Origin of the sequence: Rosenbergiella sp. YN46, from assembly GCF_036620675.1 — a bacterium.
Lineage (GTDB): Bacteria > Pseudomonadota > Gammaproteobacteria > Enterobacterales > Enterobacteriaceae > Jejubacter.
In genome coordinates this window covers 1-17,496 of sequence record NZ_JAZHEE010000036.1, presented here as the reverse complement: position 1 = coordinate 17,496, position 17,496 = coordinate 1, and the positions used below count along the sequence as shown (strand labels likewise).

The 17,496-nt window shown below is 54.4% G+C and carries 23 protein-coding genes; 2 read left to right on the top strand and 21 right to left on the bottom strand.

Annotated features, from left to right (window positions below; translation table 11 throughout):
* Window positions 1-11: 11 nt before the first annotated feature.
* The 17 genes from rpsS to fkpA all read right to left on the bottom strand — a co-directional run bounded on the left by rpsS (window position 12) and on the right by fkpA (window position 11,549).
* A complete protein-coding gene (rpsS, locus tag V3W49_RS18800) occupies window positions 12-290 on the bottom strand; it encodes a 30S ribosomal protein S19 (RefSeq protein WP_017374152.1) in 279 nt (92 codons plus the stop codon).
* Between the two features lie 16 nt (window positions 291-306).
* Complete coding sequence (gene rplB / locus V3W49_RS18795) at window positions 307-1,131, bottom strand: 50S ribosomal protein L2 (RefSeq protein WP_138094429.1); 825 nt, start codon at window positions 1,129-1,131, stop codon at window positions 307-309.
* A gap of 19 nt (window positions 1,132-1,150) precedes the next feature.
* Window positions 1,151-1,453, bottom strand: coding sequence for a 50S ribosomal protein L23 (rplW, locus tag V3W49_RS18790; RefSeq protein ID WP_012768102.1), 303 nt, complete (start codon window positions 1,451-1,453; stop codon window positions 1,151-1,153).
* Window positions 1,450-2,055 (bottom strand): 50S ribosomal protein L4, encoded by a 606-nt coding sequence (gene rplD, locus V3W49_RS18785; protein WP_500147570.1) that lies wholly within the window; start codon window positions 2,053-2,055, stop codon window positions 1,450-1,452. The genes rplW and rplD overlap by 4 nt, the downstream gene beginning before the upstream one ends.
* Window positions 2,056-2,065: 10 nt before the next feature.
* Window positions 2,066-2,695 (bottom strand): 50S ribosomal protein L3, encoded by a 630-nt coding sequence (rplC, locus tag V3W49_RS18780; RefSeq protein WP_500147569.1) that lies wholly within the window; start codon window positions 2,693-2,695, stop codon window positions 2,066-2,068.
* A gap of 33 nt (window positions 2,696-2,728) precedes the next feature.
* A complete protein-coding gene (gene rpsJ / locus V3W49_RS18775) occupies window positions 2,729-3,040 on the bottom strand; it encodes a 30S ribosomal protein S10 (RefSeq protein ID WP_001181005.1) in 312 nt (103 codons plus the stop codon).
* Between the two features lie 292 nt (window positions 3,041-3,332).
* Entirely contained in the window at window positions 3,333-3,809 is a 477-nt protein-coding gene (gene bfr, locus V3W49_RS18770; RefSeq protein ID WP_138094435.1) for a bacterioferritin, read from the bottom strand.
* 119 nt (window positions 3,810-3,928) lie between these two features.
* Window positions 3,929-4,123, bottom strand: a complete 195-nt coding sequence (gene bfd, locus V3W49_RS18765) for a bacterioferritin-associated ferredoxin (protein WP_500147559.1) — start codon at window positions 4,121-4,123, stop codon at window positions 3,929-3,931.
* Window positions 4,124-4,279: 156 nt separating this feature from the next.
* On the bottom strand, window positions 4,280-5,464 hold the full coding sequence (gene tuf / locus V3W49_RS18760) for an elongation factor Tu (protein WP_500147557.1): 1,185 nt from the start codon (window positions 5,462-5,464) through the stop codon (window positions 4,280-4,282).
* Window positions 5,465-5,537: 73 nt separating this feature from the next.
* Window positions 5,538-7,646 carry an elongation factor G gene (gene fusA / locus V3W49_RS18755; protein ID WP_500147556.1) on the bottom strand — a complete coding sequence of 703 codons (2,109 nt, stop codon included), beginning with the start codon at window positions 7,644-7,646 and terminating at the stop codon, window positions 5,538-5,540.
* Between the two features lie 93 nt (window positions 7,647-7,739).
* Window positions 7,740-8,210 carry a 30S ribosomal protein S7 gene (gene rpsG / locus V3W49_RS18750; protein WP_154774056.1) on the bottom strand — a complete coding sequence of 157 codons (471 nt, stop codon included), beginning with the start codon at window positions 8,208-8,210 and terminating at the stop codon, window positions 7,740-7,742.
* A gap of 96 nt (window positions 8,211-8,306) precedes the next feature.
* Window positions 8,307-8,681: a 30S ribosomal protein S12 gene (gene rpsL, locus V3W49_RS18745; RefSeq protein WP_138094445.1), complete on the bottom strand. Its 375-nt coding sequence runs from the start codon at window positions 8,679-8,681 to the stop codon at window positions 8,307-8,309.
* 125 nt (window positions 8,682-8,806) lie between these two features.
* Window positions 8,807-9,094, bottom strand: coding sequence for a sulfurtransferase complex subunit TusB (tusB, locus tag V3W49_RS18740; protein ID WP_500147554.1), 288 nt, complete (start codon window positions 9,092-9,094; stop codon window positions 8,807-8,809).
* Between the two features lie 7 nt (window positions 9,095-9,101).
* Window positions 9,102-9,461: a sulfurtransferase complex subunit TusC gene (gene tusC, locus V3W49_RS18735; RefSeq protein ID WP_500147553.1), complete on the bottom strand. Its 360-nt coding sequence runs from the start codon at window positions 9,459-9,461 to the stop codon at window positions 9,102-9,104.
* Window positions 9,461-9,847 (bottom strand): sulfurtransferase complex subunit TusD, encoded by a 387-nt coding sequence (tusD, locus tag V3W49_RS18730; RefSeq protein ID WP_500147552.1) that lies wholly within the window; start codon window positions 9,845-9,847, stop codon window positions 9,461-9,463. The genes tusC and tusD overlap by 1 nt, the downstream gene beginning before the upstream one ends.
* Entirely contained in the window at window positions 9,847-10,572 is a 726-nt protein-coding gene (locus V3W49_RS18725; RefSeq protein ID WP_500147550.1) for a helix-turn-helix transcriptional regulator, read from the bottom strand. The genes tusD and V3W49_RS18725 overlap by 1 nt, the downstream gene beginning before the upstream one ends.
* A 158-nt stretch (window positions 10,573-10,730) precedes the next feature.
* Entirely contained in the window at window positions 10,731-11,549 is an 819-nt protein-coding gene (gene fkpA / locus V3W49_RS18720) for an FKBP-type peptidyl-prolyl cis-trans isomerase (protein ID WP_500147549.1), read from the bottom strand.
* 230 nt (window positions 11,550-11,779) lie between these two features.
* Between fkpA and V3W49_RS18715 the strand changes: the two genes are divergently transcribed.
* A complete protein-coding gene (locus V3W49_RS18715) occupies window positions 11,780-11,998 on the top strand; it encodes a SlyX family protein (protein ID WP_500147547.1) in 219 nt (72 codons plus the stop codon).
* A gap of 56 nt (window positions 11,999-12,054) precedes the next feature.
* Here the strand turns inward: V3W49_RS18715 and slyD are convergent, their stop codons facing one another.
* From slyD to kefG, 4 genes are all read right to left on the bottom strand, one after another.
* Entirely contained in the window at window positions 12,055-12,624 is a 570-nt protein-coding gene (slyD, locus tag V3W49_RS18710) for a peptidylprolyl isomerase (protein ID WP_500147546.1), read from the bottom strand.
* A 94-nt stretch (window positions 12,625-12,718) separates the two neighbouring features.
* Complete coding sequence (locus V3W49_RS18705) at window positions 12,719-12,919, bottom strand: YheV family putative zinc ribbon protein (protein WP_500147545.1); 201 nt, start codon at window positions 12,917-12,919, stop codon at window positions 12,719-12,721.
* Window positions 12,920-12,930: 11 nt separating this feature from the next.
* Complete coding sequence (gene kefB / locus V3W49_RS18700) at window positions 12,931-14,736, bottom strand: glutathione-regulated potassium-efflux system protein KefB (protein ID WP_500147543.1); 1,806 nt, start codon at window positions 14,734-14,736, stop codon at window positions 12,931-12,933.
* Window positions 14,736-15,290, bottom strand: a complete 555-nt coding sequence (gene kefG / locus V3W49_RS18695; protein WP_500147542.1) for a glutathione-regulated potassium-efflux system ancillary protein KefG — start codon at window positions 15,288-15,290, stop codon at window positions 14,736-14,738. Before kefG ends, kefB begins: the two co-directional genes overlap by 1 nt.
* Before the next feature lie 118 nt (window positions 15,291-15,408).
* Between kefG and V3W49_RS18690 the strand changes: the two genes are divergently transcribed.
* Window positions 15,409-17,325 (top strand): ABC transporter ATP-binding protein, encoded by a 1,917-nt coding sequence (locus V3W49_RS18690; protein ID WP_500147541.1) that lies wholly within the window; start codon window positions 15,409-15,411, stop codon window positions 17,323-17,325.
* The last annotated feature ends 171 nt before the right edge of the window (window positions 17,326-17,496 follow it).

Below are 17,496 nucleotides of genomic sequence, written 5' to 3'. Positions count from 1 at the left end.
TTCCTCCTCTCTTAACGTTTCTTGGCTTTCTTATCAGCCGCGTGGCCGCGATAAGTACGGGTCGGCGCGAATTCACCCAGCTTGTGACCGACCATTTCATCGGTTACGAATACCGGAACGTGCTGACGACCATTATGGACAGCGATGGTCAAACCGATCATGTTAGGAAAGATCGTTGAACGACGGGACCAGGTGCGCAGGGGCTTCTTGTCACCGCTTTCCACCGCTTTCTCTACCTTCTTCAGCAAGTGCAGGTCAATAAAAGGACCTTTCTTGAGAGAACGTGGCATGGCTTATCCTCTAAAATTATTTTTTGCTACGGCGACGTACGATGAACTTATCAGTACGCTTGTTGCTACGGGTCTTCTTACCTTTGGTCTGAACGCCCCACGGGGATACCGGGTGCTTACCAAAGTTACGACCTTCACCACCACCGTGCGGGTGATCTACCGGGTTCATCGCAGTACCGCGAACGGTCGGACGAACACCACGCCAGCGGCTGGCACCAGCTTTACCCAGTACGCGCAGCATATGTTCTGCGTTACCGACTTCGCCCAGTGTAGCGCGGCATTCAGCTTCAACCTTGCGCATTTCGCCAGAGCGCAGACGCAGGGTAACGTAAGCGCCGTCGCGAGCAACGATCTGCACATATGCGCCTGCAGAGCGAGCCAGCTGGCCGCCTTTACCCGGCTTCATTTCTACGTTATGAACGGTAGAACCCACCGGGATGTTACGCATCGGCAGAGTGTTGCCGGTTTTGATAGCAGCATCAACGCCAGACTGAATCTGGTCGCCAGCTTTCAGGCCTTTCGGGGCCAGGATATAACGGCGCTCGCCGTCTTTGTACAGAACCAGCGCGATATTCGCGGAACGGTTCGGATCGTACTCAAGACGCTCAACAACTGCCGGGATACCGTCTTTGTTGCGCTTAAAGTCAACAATACGGTAAGCCTGCTTATGACCACCACCAATGTGACGCGTGGTGATACGGCCATTGTTGTTACGGCCACCGGACTTGCTGTTTTTCTCCAGCAACGGAGCAAAAGGTTTGCCCTTGTGCAGCTCAGGGTTCACCACTTTAACGACGTGGCGACGACCCGGAGATGTCGGTTTACACTTAACAATTGCCATTGTTCTTTACTCCTCCGACTTACTCAGCGCCGCCGATGAAGTCCAGGTTCTGGCCTTCTTTCAGGGTGACGTAAGCTTTTTTCCAGTCGCTACGACGACCGATACGCTGTCCGTGACGCTTAACCTTACCCTTAACGATCAGAGTACGTACGTCATTGACTTCGACTTCAAACAGTTTCTGCACAGCAGCTTTGATTTCTGCTTTGGTCGCGTCTTTAGCAACTTTGAGAACGATGGTGTTGTTTTTTTCCATCGCAGTAGACGCTTTTTCAGAAACGTGCGGTGCACGCAGCACTTTCAGCAGACGTTCTTCACGGATCATGCCAGCATCTCCTCAACTTGCTTAACAGCGTCAGCAGTCATGACGACTTTGTCGAAGGCGATCAGGCTAACCGGGTCGATACCCGCTGCGTCGCGAACGTCAACCTTGTGCAGGTTGCGCGCGGCCAGGAACAGGTTCTCGTCCAGCTCACCAGTGATGATCAGCACATCTTCCAGCGCCATGTCTTTCAGTTTCTGCGCCAGCAGTTTGGTCTTCGGCGCATCGACTGCGAACTTCTCGACGACGATCAGACGATCCTGACGTACCAGTTCGGACAGGATGCTTTTCAGCGCGCCGCGGTACATCTTTTTGTTAACTTTTTGACTGTGGTCCTGCGGACGTGCAGCGAAGGTTACGCCACCAGAACGCCAGATCGGGCTCTTGATGGAACCGGAACGTGCACGACCAGTACCTTTCTGGCGCCACGGTTTTTTACCGGAGCCAGTCACTTCAGCACGGGTTTTCTGAGCACGGGTACCCTGACGAGCACCTGCAGCGTATGCAACTACAACCTGGTGTACCAGCGCTTCGTTGAAATCACGACCGAAGGTAGTTTCGGAAACAGTCAGCGCGCTCTGCGCGTCTTTCAGTACTAATTCCATTGCTATCTCCTCACGCCTTCACAGCCGGTTTAACGATCAGGTCGCAGCCGGTTGCACCCGGAACAGCACCCTTAACCAGCAGCAGGTTGCGCTCAGCGTCAACGCGTACTACGTCCAGGCTCTGAACGGTTACACGCTCATTACCCAGCTGACCTGCCATTTTCTTGCCTTTGAATACTTTGCCCGGAGTCTGGTTCTGACCGATAGAACCCGGAACGCGGTGAGACAAGGAGTTACCGTGAGTCGCGTCCTGGGTACGGAAGTTCCAGCGCTTAACGGTACCTGCGAAACCTTTACCTTTAGAGGTGCCAGTTACGTCAACTTTTTTAACGTCAGCAAACAGCTCAACGCTAATATCCTGACCTACGGTGAACTCTTCGCCTTCAGCCAGGCGGAATTCCCACAGACCACGGCCAGCTTCAACGCCAGCTTTAGCGAAGTGACCCGCTTCCGGCTTGGTTACACGGTTAGCTTTTTTAGCACCGGTGGTAACCTGGATTGCGCGGTAGCCATCGTTAGCCAGATCTTTAACCTGAGTAACGCGGTTTGCTTCTACTTCGATAACGGTTACGGGGATAGAAACGCCTTCTTCAGTGAAGATGCGGGTCATGCCCACTTTTTTACCGACTAAACCAATCATTGTTTCAACCTCTCAATCGCTCAATGACCCTGATTAACCCAGGCTGATCTGCACGTCTACACCGGCAGCCAGATCCAGACGCATCAGAGCATCAACGGTTTTCTCGGTTGGCTCAACGATGTCAACCAGACGCTTGTGAGTGCGGATTTCGTACTGATCGCGCGCGTCTTTATTAACGTGCGGAGAAATCAGAACGGTGAAGCGCTCTTTGCGGGTCGGCAGCGGGATCGGACCACGAACCTGCGCACCAGTGCGCTTGGCAGTCTCGACGATTTCCGCGGTTGATTGATCGATCAGGCGATGATCAAACGCTTTCAGGCGGATACGGATTCTTTGGTTCTGCATGAGACCAGAGCTCCAATTATTTTATAGACGAAAAGAATTACTCCTCGCACCCATTACGATTGATGGGGGAGTGTAATCGTTCTTGCGTAGCCCCCCGATTGGGAGCATTGTCGGTAATCTAAAAAAGAGAAGATTACCACAGGGTTCCGTCGAACCCGCCGTCAATAATGACAAGCCCGCGCATTATACGTGAATATCGCGCCGAAGCAAGTGCTGTTTAGAAAAGCGTCACTACCGACGACAACCGGCGCAGGAGACCACCTCCCCACCGGCCACTGAGAGCGAAAAGGCGTTATTCCTCTTCCTTGATTTGAGACTGAATGTAGTTCTGCAGGCCAATCTTATCGATAAGCCCCAGCTCCGTTTCCAGCCAGTCGATGTGATGCTCTTCTTCTTCAAGAATCTTAATCATCATATCCCGGCTGACATAATCATGAATACTGTCAGCATAGGCGATGGCTTCACGCAGATCCTTGGCACCTTCCATTTCCAGTTGCAGATCGGAACGCAACATCTCTTCCACATCTTCGCCGATGCGCAACTTACCGAGATCCTGGAGATTGGGGATGCCTTCAAGAAAAAGAATACGCTCAATGTACTTATCGGCGTGCTTCATCTCATCGATAGACTCGTGGTATTCAACGTCGTTCAGACGCATTAACCCCCAGTCCTTAAACATTCTGGCATGAAGAAAATACTGATTGATTGCGACAAGCTCATTTCCCAATAATTTATTGAGATAATTTATTATCTTAACGTCACCTTTCATTTTTAACCCTCCGCATCCACTACAAAAAAGCGTAGAAGGGCTTCAGGGTAAGTCAAATTATCCCCGATAAACTTGAGGTTGCCGACAATTCAGGCAGCACGCAGTGATAAATAGCGAACTCAGGCGATCTCTTGAAATTCCGGCATCTGGATCATCTCTTCCTGCATGATCTCACGGGCCGCTCTTACGCATTTGCCACACTGGTTACCAACAGGAATAAACTTGCGTAACTGCTGAAAAGACTGAGGATGGAACTGGCGCACGGCTTGGCGGATTTTTTTATCACTGACGCCATTACATAAGCAAACGTACATAACAACTCCCGTTCAAAAACTGCGCAAAGTGTAAATGAGAATAGTTATGATTACAATAGCGCATCGCGGGGAGAAAATCATATCAGCGTTGCAGTTCGCTGGCACCAGACAGAAAAAAAGCGCCCGAAGGCGCTTTTTTATTCAGCTTAAAGAGAATTAAGCTTTAACTTCAGCAACAACGCCCGCGCCAACGGTACGGCCGCCTTCACGGATTGCGAAGCGCAGACCTTTGTCCATTGCGATCGGGTGGATCAGCTCAACATCCATCTTGATGTTGTCGCCAGGCATTACCATCTCTACGCCTTCCGGCAGAGTGATGGAGCCCGTCACGTCAGTGGTACGGAAGTAGAACTGCGGACGGTAGCCTTTGAAGAACGGAGTATGACGGCCGCCTTCATCTTTGGACAGAACGTAAACTTCTGCTTCGAACCTGGTGTGCGGGTTGATGGAGCCCGGCTTAGCCAGTACCTGACCACGCTGAACTTCGTCACGCTTGGTACCACGCAGCAGGATACCGCAGTTCTCACCGGCACGGCCTTCGTCCAGCAGTTTGCGGAACATTTCAACGCCAGTACAGGTGGTCTTCGCAGTCTCTTTGATACCCACGATTTCCACTTCGTCGCCCACTTTGATGATACCGGTTTCTACACGACCGGTAACAACGGTACCACGACCAGAGATGGAGAATACGTCTTCGATCGGCAGCAGGAACGGCTTGTCGGTGTCACGCTCCGGCTCCGGAATGTAGGAGTCCAGCGCTTCAGCCAGTTCAATAACCTTCGCTTCCCACTCTGCGTCGCCTTCCAGCGCTTTCAGCGCGGAGCCGCGGATAACCGGGCAGTCGTCACCCGGGAAGTCGTACTGAGACAGCAGCTCACGAACTTCCATCTCAACCAGTTCCAGCAGCTCTTCGTCATCAACCATGTCACACTTGTTCATGAACACGATGATGCACGGTACGCCTACCTGGCGGCCCAGCAGGATGTGCTCGCGGGTCTGCGGCATCGGGCCGTCAGTCGCAGCAACAACCAGGATAGCGCCGTCCATCTGTGCAGCACCGGTGATCATGTTTTTCACGTAGTCGGCGTGCCCGGGGCAGTCAACGTGTGCGTAGTGACGGGTCGGGGTGTCATATTCAACGTGAGAGGTGTTGATGGTGATACCACGAGCCTTCTCTTCCGGCGCGTTATCGATCTGGTCGAATGCGCGAGCAGCACCGCCGTAGGTTTTAGCCAGTACGGTGGTGATGGCAGCGGTCAGAGTGGTTTTACCATGGTCAACGTGGCCGATAGTACCAACGTTGACGTGGGGTTTTGTACGTTCAAATTTTTCTTTAGCCACGACTATATTCCTTACTTTCTGTGCTCTCCCCTGTGGAAAGGAGAGCACGGGATCATTGTTTTAACCCAGCGGCTTATTTACCACGGGCTTCGATAACGGCCTGAGCAACGTTGCTCGGCGCTTCCGCATACTTCAGGAACTCCATGGAGTAAGAAGCACGGCCCTGGGTCTGGGAACGCAGGTCGGTTGCGTAACCAAACATTTCGGACAGCGGAACCTGCGCACGAACGGTCTTACCGGTCGGGGTATCATCCATACCTTCGATGATGCCGCGACGACGGTTCAGGTCACCGATAACGTCACCCATGTTCTCTTCCGGGGTCTCAACTTCAACCTTCATGATCGGCTCAAGCAGAACCGGCTTCGCCTTCTTAAAGCCCTCTTTAAAGGCGATAGAAGCGGCCAGTTTAAACGCCAGCTCGGAGGAGTCAACGTCGTGGTAGGAACCGAAGTGCAGACGCACGCCGAGATCAACTACCGGGTAACCAGCCAGCGGACCAGATTTGAGCTGCTCCTGAATACCTTTATCAACGGCCGGGATATATTCGCCAGGAATAACACCGCCTTTGATTTCGTTGACAAATTCGTAGCCAGCGCCGCCCGGCTCCAGCGGATACATATCGATCACTACGTGACCATACTGACCGCGACCACCAGACTGCTTCGCGTGTTTACCTTCGATATCCTTAACGGTATCGCGGATAGTTTCACGGTAAGCAACCTGAGGTTTACCGACGTTCGCTTCAACGTTGAATTCACGCTTCATGCGGTCAACGATGATGTCAAGGTGCAGCTCACCCATACCGGAGATGATGGTCTGGTTGGATTCTTCGTCCGTCCGCACGCGGAAAGACGGGTCTTCCTTGGCCAGACGACCCAGCGCCAGGCCCATTTTCTCCTGGTCAGACTTGGTCTTCGGCTCAACGGCGATGGAGATTACCGGCTCAGGGAACTCCATACGCTCCAGGATGATAGGCGCGTTCGGATCACACAGAGTGTCACCAGTAGTCACGTCTTTCAGACCAATCGCTGCAGCGATGTCGCCCGCACGAACTTCTTTGATCTCTTCACGCTTGTTAGCGTGCATCTGAACGATACGACCAAAACGCTCACGCGCGGACTTCACGGAGTTCAGCACGGTGTCACCGGAGTTAACCACACCAGAGTACACGCGGAAGAAGGTCAGGTTACCCACAAACGGGTCGGTGGCGATTTTGAACGCCAGCGCCGCAAACGGCTCTTTATCGTCAGAATGACGTTCAGCCGGGGTATCTTTACCATCGTCCAGCATACCTTTAATTGCCGGAACGTCAGTCGGTGACGGCAGATAATCGATAACTGCATCCAGCATCGCCTGCACACCTTTGTTCTTAAACGCAGAACCACAGGTGACCAGGATGATTTCGTTGTTCAGAACGCGCTGACGCAGAGCCGTTTTGATCTCTTCTTCAGTCAGTTCTTCACCGCCGAGGTATTTCTCCATCAGCTCTTCGGAAGCTTCTGCAGCAGACTCGATCAGGTTCTGGTGCCATTCTTCAGCCAGTTCCTGCATGTCAGCCGGGATATCTTCATAGTTGAAGGTTACGCCCGCATCTGCATCGTTCCAGTTGATAGCCTTCATTTTCACCAGGTCAACGACACCGGTGAAAGCGTCTTCAGCACCAATCGCCAGCTGCAGCGGAACCGGGTTCGCGCCCAGACGGGTTTTGATCTGACCTACAACTTTCAGGAAGTTCGCGCCCATACGGTCCATTTTGTTAACGAACGCGATGCGCGGAACGTGGTATTTGTTAGCCTGACGCCATACGGTTTCAGACTGCGGCTGAACACCACCGACCGCACAGTAAACCATGACCGCACCGTCGAGCACACGCATGGAACGTTCTACTTCGATAGTGAAGTCAACGTGCCCTGGGGTGTCGATGATGTTGATGCGATGCGGTTCATACTGCTTCGCCATACCCTGCCAGAACGTAGTGGTCGCAGCAGAGGTGATGGTGATACCACGCTCCTGCTCCTGCTCCATCCAGTCCATAGTTGCAGCGCCGTCATGAACTTCACCGATCTTATGGTTCACACCGGTGTAGAACAGAATACGTTCGGTAGTCGTGGTTTTACCGGCGTCGATGTGTGCGCTGATACCGATATTACGGTAGCGCTCAATAGGTGTTGTACGAGCCATTTGATTCCTCTATTGCCTTAGGCGTTCAAGTGAGTTACCCAGTGCGGGCAGCTTTCCTGAAGCGCCCGCCTGGTGACTAACACTCCGGTGGGATTACCAGCGGTAGTGTGCGAACGCCTTGTTGGCTTCTGCCATACGGTGAACGTCTTCACGTTTCTTCACTGCAGTACCTTTGTTTTCTGCAGCGTCAGAAAGTTCGTTCGCCAGGCGCAGAGCCATGGATTTATCACCGCGTTTACGAGCAGCTTCAACGATCCAACGCATTGCCAGGGCATTACGACGGACCGGACGAACTTCAACCGGAACCTGGTAGGTGGAACCACCCACGCGGCGAGACTTAACTTCGACAGTCGGGCGCACGTTTTCGAGGGCGATTTCGAAAGCTTCCAGTTCGGTTTTACCAGAGCGCTGAGCCAGGGTCTCAAGCGCGCTGTATACGATTGCTTCAGCGGTAGACTTCTTACCGTCTACCATCAGGATGTTCACAAATTTAGCCAGCAGTTCAGATCCGAACTTCGGATCCGGCAGAATTTTACGCTGACCAATGACGCGACGACGTGGCATGGAATTACTCCGTTGTTAATTCAGGATTGTCCAAAACTCTACGAGTTTAGTTTGACATTTAAGTTAAAACGTTTGGCCTTACTTAACGGAGATCCATTAAGCCTTAGGACGCTTCACGCCGTACTTGGAACGAGCCTGCTTACGGTCTTTAACACCAGAGCAGTCCAGCGCGCCACGAACGGTGTGGTAACGAACACCCGGGAGGTCTTTAACACGACCACCGCGGATCAGGACAACGGAGTGCTCCTGCAGGTTGTGGCCTTCACCACCGATGTAGGAGGTCACTTCGTAACCGTTAGTCAGACGAACACGGCAAACTTTACGCAGTGCAGAGTTCGGTTTTTTCGGAGTGGTGGTATATACGCGAGTACATACACCACGTTTTTGCGGGCAGGCTTCCAGCGCCGGCACGTTGCTTTTCGCAACTTTGCGTGCGCGTGGTTTGCGTACCAGCTGGTTAACTGTTGCCATTAAATAGCTCCTGGTTTTAGCTTTTGCTTCGTAAACACGTAATAAAACGGCCTCATACAATATGAGGACGCAGAATTTTAGGGCCGGGCCGAAAGGGTGTCAAGAAATATACAGCGGAACGCAACTCACCAGGCCATCTGACTATGCTGGTTTACCGCCAGTCTGACGAAGTCAGTATAGCTTACGCACTCAATTTCGGTCGAAATTTGCGCAGATAAGCCGCGTGCTTCAACATCTTCCTTCAAGGCGTAGACAGATATGGGGGCGCAGCGCAATAACCCAAGGGCCGCCCCGCCTTTCAGCGCGGCAATAACACCATCCTGCAGCAGCAGTAGCTCGTCGCCGGAGCGGGTCGTGCGCAACAGCGCGGCGAGATCGCAATGGAACGGAGAGTGGCTGAGCGTAAACAGCATAGGAGCCTCAGAAAGTTAAGATCACATCGTACTCGTCCAGTCGGGCGCGCAACGCATCCGGCTCCAGAGGCACGGCATCCATGACCAGCGGCAGACCAGGCTCCAGACCGCGCTCGCGCATTGAAGCGCTGCATATCCAGCACTGGTCAATATCATAGAGTTCCAGCACGCCGAAGGTGGCGATATAGTCACGCGCCAGGATTTTCTGGGGCTGCTGGTCGGGCAGCAGTTGCAGCACCCCATCGCTCAGAAAGAATACGCCGATCTCATCGCTTAACGCCGAAGTCGCCAGTAGCGCATCCAGCCCTTCACGACCAGTAGCAGAGCCATGGGGAGCCCGGGTAAAAACAAAGGCAATACGTTTCATCAGAACTGCACCATCCGCTCGCAGCTCAGCGCTGCCTCGGCAAGCTGCCCCAGGCCGCTCATCGTAAATCCTGGCTGCATATTGGCCACGCCAGGGCTCAGATGCTGCGCTTGCGTCTCATCCACCACGCCGCGACGCAACGCGGCGGCCACGCAGATATGAAGCTGGACGCCATGCGCTTCATGAAGCGCCTGCCAGGCGCGCACCACATCAAACTCATCGCTGGCCGGAGCTGTCAGTTGATTGGCGTTGTAAACGCCTTCGCGATAGAAAAACACGCGCTCCAGCTGATGGCCTTCAGCAATTAACGCTCTGGCGAACTGCAACGCGCTGCTGGCCTGCTGGGTGCCATAGGCAGGGCCGGTCACCATCAGGGCGAAACGCATTACTTCTCCTGCCCCTGGAAATCGCCGCTTTTAAACTGGCGAATATAGAGATAGACCGTGTGCTTGGAAATATTCAGACGATCCGCAACCTGATTAATAGCATCTTTAATATCGAAGATCCCTTTCTCATAAAGATTCAGGACAATCTGACGATTCTTGGCGTTATTGGAAACATTACGATCGGCGTTGACCTCTTCTATCGTGAACTCCAGCGTCTGGGTCACCAGATCGTCCACAGACGATGCAAAATTGACTGAAGAAGGAACCTCTTCCTGGCTTTCCGGCGGAATAAAGGTACTCATAATCTGGGAGAACGGCACATCAAGATTCATGTTGATGCACAGTAGCCCAATAACCCGCTGTTCCCGATTGCGAATGGCGATGGTCACCGATTTCATCAAAACGCCGCTTTTGGCGCGGGTGAAATAGCACTTCGATACGCTGCTGTCGGCACCAGTCATATCGTGCAGCATACGCAGCGCCAGGTCGGTAATCGGTGATCCGATCTTACGCCCGGTATGTTCGCCGTTAGCGATGCGAATCGCCGAGCATTTCAGATCCTGTAATGAGTGCAAAACAATTTCACAGTGGGGGCCAATTAACATAGCCAGGCCATCCACTACCGCTTCATAGGATTTCAGAATATCGAAGTCGGTTTGTACAAAGGGACGCTGATCCAGTAAATCAAGCTCACTGGTTTCATTAGTTAAAAGCGACCTGGACATGAAAAAAATCACTCCTTTACGGCAGCCTGTTGCCATGACGAAGACGCAGGCTCGTTATATGACGTGTGATGCTAAGGTAATACAGCCCAGGCAGCGCTTTCCAGTTTTAATTCCAATAAAAAACGCCGCCCCAAAGGGCGGCGCCTGTATGAAACGGATTACTTTTTCTTTTCCGCTTCCTGCTTAGCCTTATTGGCATCAGCTTTAGCGTCTTCTTTCGGCGCCGGTTTAATATCCAGCAGCTCGACGTCAAACACCAGGGTGGAGTTGGCCGGGATCCCCGGAACGCCCGCTTTACCGTATGCCAGACCCGGTGGGATAACCAGTTTGATCTTGCCACCTTTCTTGATGTGCTTCAGGCCTTCGGTCCAGCCAGGAATCACACCGTCCAGACGGAAGGAGAGCGGCTCGCCGCGGGTGTAAGAGTTATCGAACTCTTTACCATCGATGAGCGTGCCTTTGTAGTTAACAACAACCGTATCGCTGTCTTTCGGCGCGTCGCCGCTACCCTCTTTCTCTACTTTGTACAGCAGACCGCTCTTGGTGCTCTTCACACCTTTCTCTGCGGCAAAGTCGGTACGGAACTTCTTACCTTTAGTTTCGTTTTCCGTCGCTTCTTTTTCCATACGTTCCTGAGCGGCGGTCTTCACACGGGTTTCAAACGCCTGGAGCGTCTTCTGAGTTTCCTCATCAGAAAGCTTGCTCTTATTAGCAAAGGCATCCTGAACGCCGGCGATCAACTGGTCTTTGTCCAGTTTGATCCCCAGTTTTTCTTGCTCTTTCAGTGAGTTCTCCATGTAACTGCCCAGCGATGCCCCCAGGGCATAAGCGGATTTCTGATCGTCATTCTTGAAATTCGCTTTGCTGTCGCTCGCAGCAGCAGCCGGTTTAGCTGCATCGGCAGCAGACGCCAGCGGCGCATTCAGGGCAACGGCCATCGTGGTCGCAAGCAGCGTTACTTTAAACAGTGATTTCATCCATTATCTCCAGCCCGAAGCCTCTCGCCCCGGGTTTGTATGAACCGAATTGTGTACTATACCGTCAGTGAGAAAAGCAACACAATCTCACCCGGTCCGATCTCAAGTCAAGTTAAGACTATTTTTGTTTAAATAAGTTTCCTCAGACCCAATAAGTCACTGTCAGATCCGGATAATTCCAGTAAAATCCCGAAGCCGTACAGGGGCTGCGGCAAACACCAGGAGGAATCATGCAGAACAAATCGACCGAAGAGCGCCTGGCTGAACTGGAAAGTCGTCTGGCATTCCAGGAACTGACCATCGAAGAGCTAAACCAGACGGTCACCGCCCATGAACTGGAAATGGCCAGACTGCGCGAGCATCTGAAAATACTGGTAGAGAAGATCAAGTCCAGTCAGGACTCCCTGGTCGCGCATCAGTCAGAAGAAACGCCGCCGCCGCACTACTGAAACTCAGACATAAAAAAAGCTTCCGGATGGAAGCTTTTTTTGCGCCTGTGGCACGCTTAATGGCAACCACAACCGCCGTTACCACAGCCGCCTTTGCCATGCTCGTGATCGTGACCATGACCGCCGCAGCAGCCATCGCCGTGGTCGTGATGATGATCGTGCTCGCCATGAACGTGGCCGTGAGCCAGCTCTTCCTGAGTCGCTTCACGGATAGCAACCACTTCAACGTTAAAGTTCAGGTTCTGACCCGCCAGCATGTGGTTACCGTCAACCACAACGTAGTCATCGCCGACCTCGGTAATTTCTACCGGCACCGGACCCTGATCGGTTTCCGCGAGAAAACGCATACCTACCTGCAGTTCGTCAACGCCCATGAAGACGTCTTTCGGTACGCGCTGAACCAGATTTTCATCGTACTGACCGTATGCGTCGTTAGCGCCAACGCTTACGTCGAACTTATCGCCAACGCTGCGGCCATCCAGCGCTTTTTCCAGGCCCGAAATCAGGGAGCCGTGACCGTGCAGATAGTCCAGCGGCGCACTCACCGGAGACTCATCAACCATTACACCGTCTTCTGTACGTACCTGATAGGCCAGGCTGACCACCAGGTCTTTTGCTACTTTCATGATATCTCCTGAGCGTGAGAAAGTGACGGGCGCCGATTGTAGCGGAAATCGACGCCGGTGTACCCCTTAGCTTAAAAAAACCTGTCCTATCTCGCTAGTCTGGATGAAAAATCCCTATAACTTGCTCACGTTCGCGCACGCTGCCGCGCGCTTCTTTATCGGCTTCGCGCATCTGGCGGCCACACTTCACACACTCGACGATGTCCACGCCGTTTTCGCGCCACATCGCCATGGAATCCTGCGCCTGACAGTGTGGGCACACTGCACCGGCAATAAATCTTTTACGCACTGCCATTACTTAGTCCTCTATTCGAACTCATCCCAGCCGCTAGTCTGGCGTCGCTCATGCTGCATCTCGCGCTCAAAAATTTCTTCCAGCTCGCGCCGGGCCTCGCGGACGCGGGAAATCTGCGCATTGTCGCTGTGAAGCGGCATCAGTTCTCGCAACATGCTCATATCCAGACGACGGAAGTGATGCTGGGCGCGCAGCGCCTGATGCGGGTGCATACCCAGCGACATTAATACCTTACGCCCCAGCTCCAGGGCGCTGGAAAAGGTTTCGCGGCTGAACTGATCGACCCCGGCCTGCAGCAATTCGTGGGCTTCCACCCTGCCTCTGGCCCTGGCCAGAATCGCCAGGTGGGGAAAATGTTGCTGACACAGATGGACGACCTTCATCGTATCTTCCGGCTCATTACAGGTGATGACTATCGAACGCGCGCGCTCCGCCCCCGCTGAACGCAGCAGTTCCAGCTCTGCGGCATCGCCATAATAAACTTTATAGCCGTATTTACGCATCAGATTGACCGCGGCGATATCGCGCTCCAGCACCGTAATGCGCTTCTTATTGGCCATCAGCAGACGGCCGATCACCTGACCGAAACGGCCAAACCCCACTACGATCACCTCTGGCCGATCGTCTTCCACCCAGGGCTTTTCATCACTCTCTTCCACGCTGTTGATTCGCCGGGCCAGAAGTTTGTCGATAAACTTCATCAGCAGCGGCGTAGTCATCATCGACAACGTCACCGTCACCAGCAACAGCGCCATCTGATCGTTGTGGAACAGTTTCTGGGAAGAGGCTGTGGAAAACAGCACGAAGGCGAACTCCCCACCCTGGCTTAGTACCCCTGCGAACTGGAGCCGTTCATCGGCACGCAGACCATGCAGACGGGCCAGCCCCCAGAGCACCAGAATTTTAACCGCTACCAGCACCAGTACGCTGACTGCCACCCACAACAGATGGGTGTAGAGCACCCCCAGGTTAAGCGCCATTCCCACCGAAATAAAGAACAGCCCCAGCAGCAGCCCCTTAAAAGGTTCTATCGCAATTTCCAGCTCGTGGCGGTATTCACTTTCCGCCAGCAGCACCCCGGCAATAAAAGTGCCCAGCGCCATCGAAAAGCCCAGTGCATCCATAAACAGCGCCGATCCCAGCACCAGCAGCAGCGCCGCCGCGGTAAACACCTCGCGCACACCGGATCCGGCGATAAAACGAAACACCGGGCGTAGCAGATAACGACCAAACAGCAGCATACCGGCGAAGGCCAGTACCTTAAGTCCGATTCGAATCCAGTCCGGATGTTCGTCGCCGTTTCCGGCCAGCAGCGGCACCAACGCCAGCGCCGGAATCACCGCCAGATCCTGAAACAGCAGCACCGAAAATCCCAGTTGGCCAGATTCGCTGCGATTCATGCCTTTATCGCGCATCAGTTGCAGCGCCATTGCCGTTGACGACATCGCCAGCCCGATACCACCGACCACAGCGGCCTGCCAGCTAAAATCGGTCAGCATCAGCAACCCCGCCAGCACTGCGGCGCTAATCAACACCTGGCCGGTACCGACGCCGAAAATCGGCCGCCGCAATTGCCAGAGCCGGGAAGGATTCAGCTCCAGGCCGATGATAAACATCAGGAACACCACGCCCAGCTCGGAAAAATGCAGAATCTCATCGACATCGCTGATAAAAGCCAGCCCCCAGGGGCCGATGGCTATTCCCGCCAGCAGATAACCCAACACAGCGCCAATACCCAGCCGGGAGGCTACCGGCACCGCCACCACGGCGGCAAACAGGAACAGCAACCCCGCCAGCAGCAAATCGCTTCCTTCCATCAACGTCCTCCCGGCGGCAGCGGTTCGGCCAGCCATTCTCCGTAAGCGCTGGCGTAGTGAGCCAGAGCCGTCGCAGACTGACGACGAGCCTGATAAATGATCATTGGATTCATCCAGTGCATCCGGCACATGGCGGCAGTCAACTCAAAAGGGCGCAGCACTTCATTCAGGGTATAGTGATTCAGACCATCGCGGCGCCATGCCGCCTGCGGCTCTCCGGTGGTAATCACGTTACGCCAGTATTTTCCGGCCAGTACATCACCCCCCACCCCGCTGGCGAAACCGCGGCTCAGCACGCGATCCAGCCACTCCTTCAGCAACGCCGGACAGCTATAGGTATAGAGGGGATGCTGAAATACCACGATCTCATGCTGCTTCAGCAGTTCCTGTTCATGGCGGATATCAATAAAAAAGTCCGGATAGTGCGCGTACAGGTCGTGCACGGTGACATTGGTTAACTGCTGCGCCGGTTGGAGCAAAACCCGGTTGGCCACCGAGTCCTGAGATTCCGGATGGGCATACAGCAGCAAAACTTTAGGCGGCTGCGACATCATTACCCTCCAGGGCGTCGTCTTCGATTCTGTTTTGGGCTACCATGCAGCCCGGGCGGGCATACCACCATGCTACGCCTTCGTCATTACAATTTAACATACTCTGAACATACGGCGCCTTATGATTGTTTTCTCATCTCTCCAGATCCGCCGCGGCGCTCAGCTTTTGCTGGATAACGCGACCGCCACCATCAACCCCGGCCAGAAAGCAGGGCTGGTGGGTAAGAACGGCTGCGGCAAGTCGACGCTGCTGGCGTTGCTGAAACATGAGATTACCGCCGACGGCGGCAGCGCCACCTTTCCCGGCACCTGGCAGCTCGCCTGGGTGAATCAGGAAACTCCGGCGCTCGCCATGCCGGCCATCGAGTATGTTATCGACGGCGATCGCGAATATCGCCAGCTCGAACGGCAGCTTACCGACGCCAACGAGAAAAACGACGGTCACGCCATCGCCGCGCTCCACGGAAAACTCGACGCGATAGACGCATGGACCATCCGTGCCCGCGCCGCCAGCCTGCTGCACGGCCTGGGCTTTAGCAACGCTCAACTGGAGTTGCCAGTCAGCGACTTTTCCGGGGGCTGGCGTATGCGCCTTAACCTGGCCCAGGCGCTGCTCTGCCGTTCCGATCTGCTGCTGCTTGACGAACCCACCAACCACCTGGATCTGGACGCGGTTATCTGGCTGGAAAAATGGCTGAAAAGCTATCAGGGAACGCTGATTTTGATCTCTCACGATCGCGACTTTCTCGATCCTATCGTGGACAAAATTATTCATATCGAGCAGCAGCAACTGTTCGAATACACCGGCAATTACAGCGACTTCGAACGCCAGCGCGCTACGCGCCTGGCCCAGCAGCAGGCAACTTACGAAAGCCAGCAACTGAAGGTCGCGCATCTGCAAAGCTATATCGACAGATTCCGCGCCAAGGCGACCAAGGCCAAACAGGCCCAGAGCCGTATAAAAATGCTGGAGCGCATGGAGCTCATTGCCCCGGCCCACGTCGATAACCCGTTCCACTTCAACTTCCGGGCGCCGGAAAGCCTGCCGAATCCGCTGCTGAAGATGGAACACGTCAGCGCCGGTTATGGCGATAAAGTCGTGCTGAAGTCGATTAAGCTCAACCTGGTCCCGGGTTCACGCATCGGTCTGCTGGGACGTAACGGCGCCGGTAAATCGACGCTTATCAAACTGCTGGCGGACGAACTGGCACCGCTTAACGGCGAAGTGGCATTAGCCAAAGGCATTAAGCTGGGCTATTTCGCCCAGCATCAGCTGGAGTTTCTGCGTGCCGATGAGTCTCCGCTCCAGCACATGGCGCGTCTGGCACCAAAAGAGACAGAACAAGCGCTGCGCGACTATCTGGGCGGTTTCGATTTCCGCGGCGATAAGGTCAGCGCCCCCACTCAGCACTTTTCCGGCGGCGAGAAGGCCCGACTGGTGCTGGCGCTTATCGTCTGGCAGCGCCCCAACCTGCTGCTGCTCGACGAACCGACCAACCACCTGGATCTCGATATGCGTCAGGCGCTCACCGAAGCCCTGATCGGCTTTGACGGCGCGCTGGTGGTGGTTTCGCACGACAGGCACCTGCTACGCTCCACCACCGACGATCTCTACCTGGTGCACGACGGGCTGGTAGAGCCGTTCGACGGCGATCTGGACGACTATCAGCAGTGGCTGAGCGATCGGCAGAAGCAGGAGAGTCGTCAGGAAACGGCAGCGAAGCCGGATAGCGCCAACAGCGCCCAGGCACGTAAGGATCAGAAGCGACGCGAGGCTGAATTCCGCAGCCAGACACAGCCGCTGCGTAAACAGATTACAACCCTTGAAAAGCAGATGGAAAAACTGGGCAGCACGCTGGCGGCGGCCGAAGAAAAACTGTCTGATCAGGCGTTGTACAATCCGGAACGTAAAGCCGAACTCAATGAGTGCCTGCAGACCCAAAGCCAGGCCAAATCCGCCCTTGAAGAGACGGAAATGGCCTGGCTGGAAGCGCAAGAGGAGCTGGAACGGCTAACCCAGACGTTCGAGGCGCAGTAACGACCGGGTCATGACTGTACGCCGGCGACACGGCCATTAATGGCTACACATCGGCGAGACAAGGCGCAAGGCACCGAGGGAACGGAGCATACAGAGAGTATGTGAGTATCCCGAGGCGACGCAGCAACGCCGTCGTAGCCACGCCAGTCCTTCCGGGTAATGGCTGTGCGT

What these genes read in the sequence shown, in the direction of transcription:
- rpsL (WP_138094445.1), bottom strand. Translation starts at nt 8,681, where the DNA reads ATGGCAACAGTTAACCAGCTGGTACGCAAACCACGCGCACGCAAAGTT.
- tusB (WP_500147554.1), bottom strand. Translation starts at nt 9,094, where the DNA reads ATGCTGTTTACGCTCAGCCACTCTCCGTTCCATTGCGATCTCGCCGCG.
- fkpA (WP_500147549.1), bottom strand. Translation starts at nt 11,549, where the DNA reads ATGAAATCACTGTTTAAAGTAACGCTGCTTGCGACCACGATGGCCGTT.
- V3W49_RS18725 (WP_500147550.1), bottom strand. Translation starts at nt 10,572, where the DNA reads ATGTCCAGGTCGCTTTTAACTAATGAAACCAGTGAGCTTGATTTACTG.
- rpsS (WP_017374152.1), bottom strand. Translation starts at nt 290, where the DNA reads ATGCCACGTTCTCTCAAGAAAGGTCCTTTTATTGACCTGCACTTGCTG.
- kefG (WP_500147542.1), bottom strand. Translation starts at nt 15,290, where the DNA reads ATGATGTCGCAGCCGCCTAAAGTTTTGCTGCTGTATGCCCATCCGGAA.
- V3W49_RS18690 (WP_500147541.1), top strand. Translation starts at nt 15,409, where the DNA reads ATGATTGTTTTCTCATCTCTCCAGATCCGCCGCGGCGCTCAGCTTTTG.
- tusC (WP_500147553.1), bottom strand. Translation starts at nt 9,461, where the DNA reads ATGAAACGTATTGCCTTTGTTTTTACCCGGGCTCCCCATGGCTCTGCT.
- V3W49_RS18705 (WP_500147545.1), bottom strand. Translation starts at nt 12,919, where the DNA reads ATGGCAGTGCGTAAAAGATTTATTGCCGGTGCAGTGTGCCCACACTGT.
- fusA (WP_500147556.1), bottom strand. Translation starts at nt 7,646, where the DNA reads ATGGCTCGTACAACACCTATTGAGCGCTACCGTAATATCGGTATCAGC.
- rplB (WP_138094429.1), bottom strand. Translation starts at nt 1,131, where the DNA reads ATGGCAATTGTTAAGTGTAAACCGACATCTCCGGGTCGTCGCCACGTC.
- rplW (WP_012768102.1), bottom strand. Translation starts at nt 1,453, where the DNA reads ATGATCCGTGAAGAACGTCTGCTGAAAGTGCTGCGTGCACCGCACGTT.
- rplC (WP_500147569.1), bottom strand. Translation starts at nt 2,695, where the DNA reads ATGATTGGTTTAGTCGGTAAAAAAGTGGGCATGACCCGCATCTTCACT.
- slyD (WP_500147546.1), bottom strand. Translation starts at nt 12,624, where the DNA reads ATGAAAGTAGCAAAAGACCTGGTGGTCAGCCTGGCCTATCAGGTACGT.
- rplD (WP_500147570.1), bottom strand. Translation starts at nt 2,055, where the DNA reads ATGGAATTAGTACTGAAAGACGCGCAGAGCGCGCTGACTGTTTCCGAA.
- tusD (WP_500147552.1), bottom strand. Translation starts at nt 9,847, where the DNA reads ATGCGTTTCGCCCTGATGGTGACCGGCCCTGCCTATGGCACCCAGCAG.
- rpsG (WP_154774056.1), bottom strand. Translation starts at nt 8,210, where the DNA reads ATGCCACGTCGTCGCGTCATTGGTCAGCGTAAAATTCTGCCGGATCCG.
- V3W49_RS18715 (WP_500147547.1), top strand. Translation starts at nt 11,780, where the DNA reads ATGCAGAACAAATCGACCGAAGAGCGCCTGGCTGAACTGGAAAGTCGT.
- rpsJ (WP_001181005.1), bottom strand. Translation starts at nt 3,040, where the DNA reads ATGCAGAACCAAAGAATCCGTATCCGCCTGAAAGCGTTTGATCATCGC.
- bfr (WP_138094435.1), bottom strand. Translation starts at nt 3,809, where the DNA reads ATGAAAGGTGACGTTAAGATAATAAATTATCTCAATAAATTATTGGGA.
- kefB (WP_500147543.1), bottom strand. Translation starts at nt 14,736, where the DNA reads ATGGAAGGAAGCGATTTGCTGCTGGCGGGGTTGCTGTTCCTGTTTGCC.
- bfd (WP_500147559.1), bottom strand. Translation starts at nt 4,123, where the DNA reads ATGTACGTTTGCTTATGTAATGGCGTCAGTGATAAAAAAATCCGCCAA.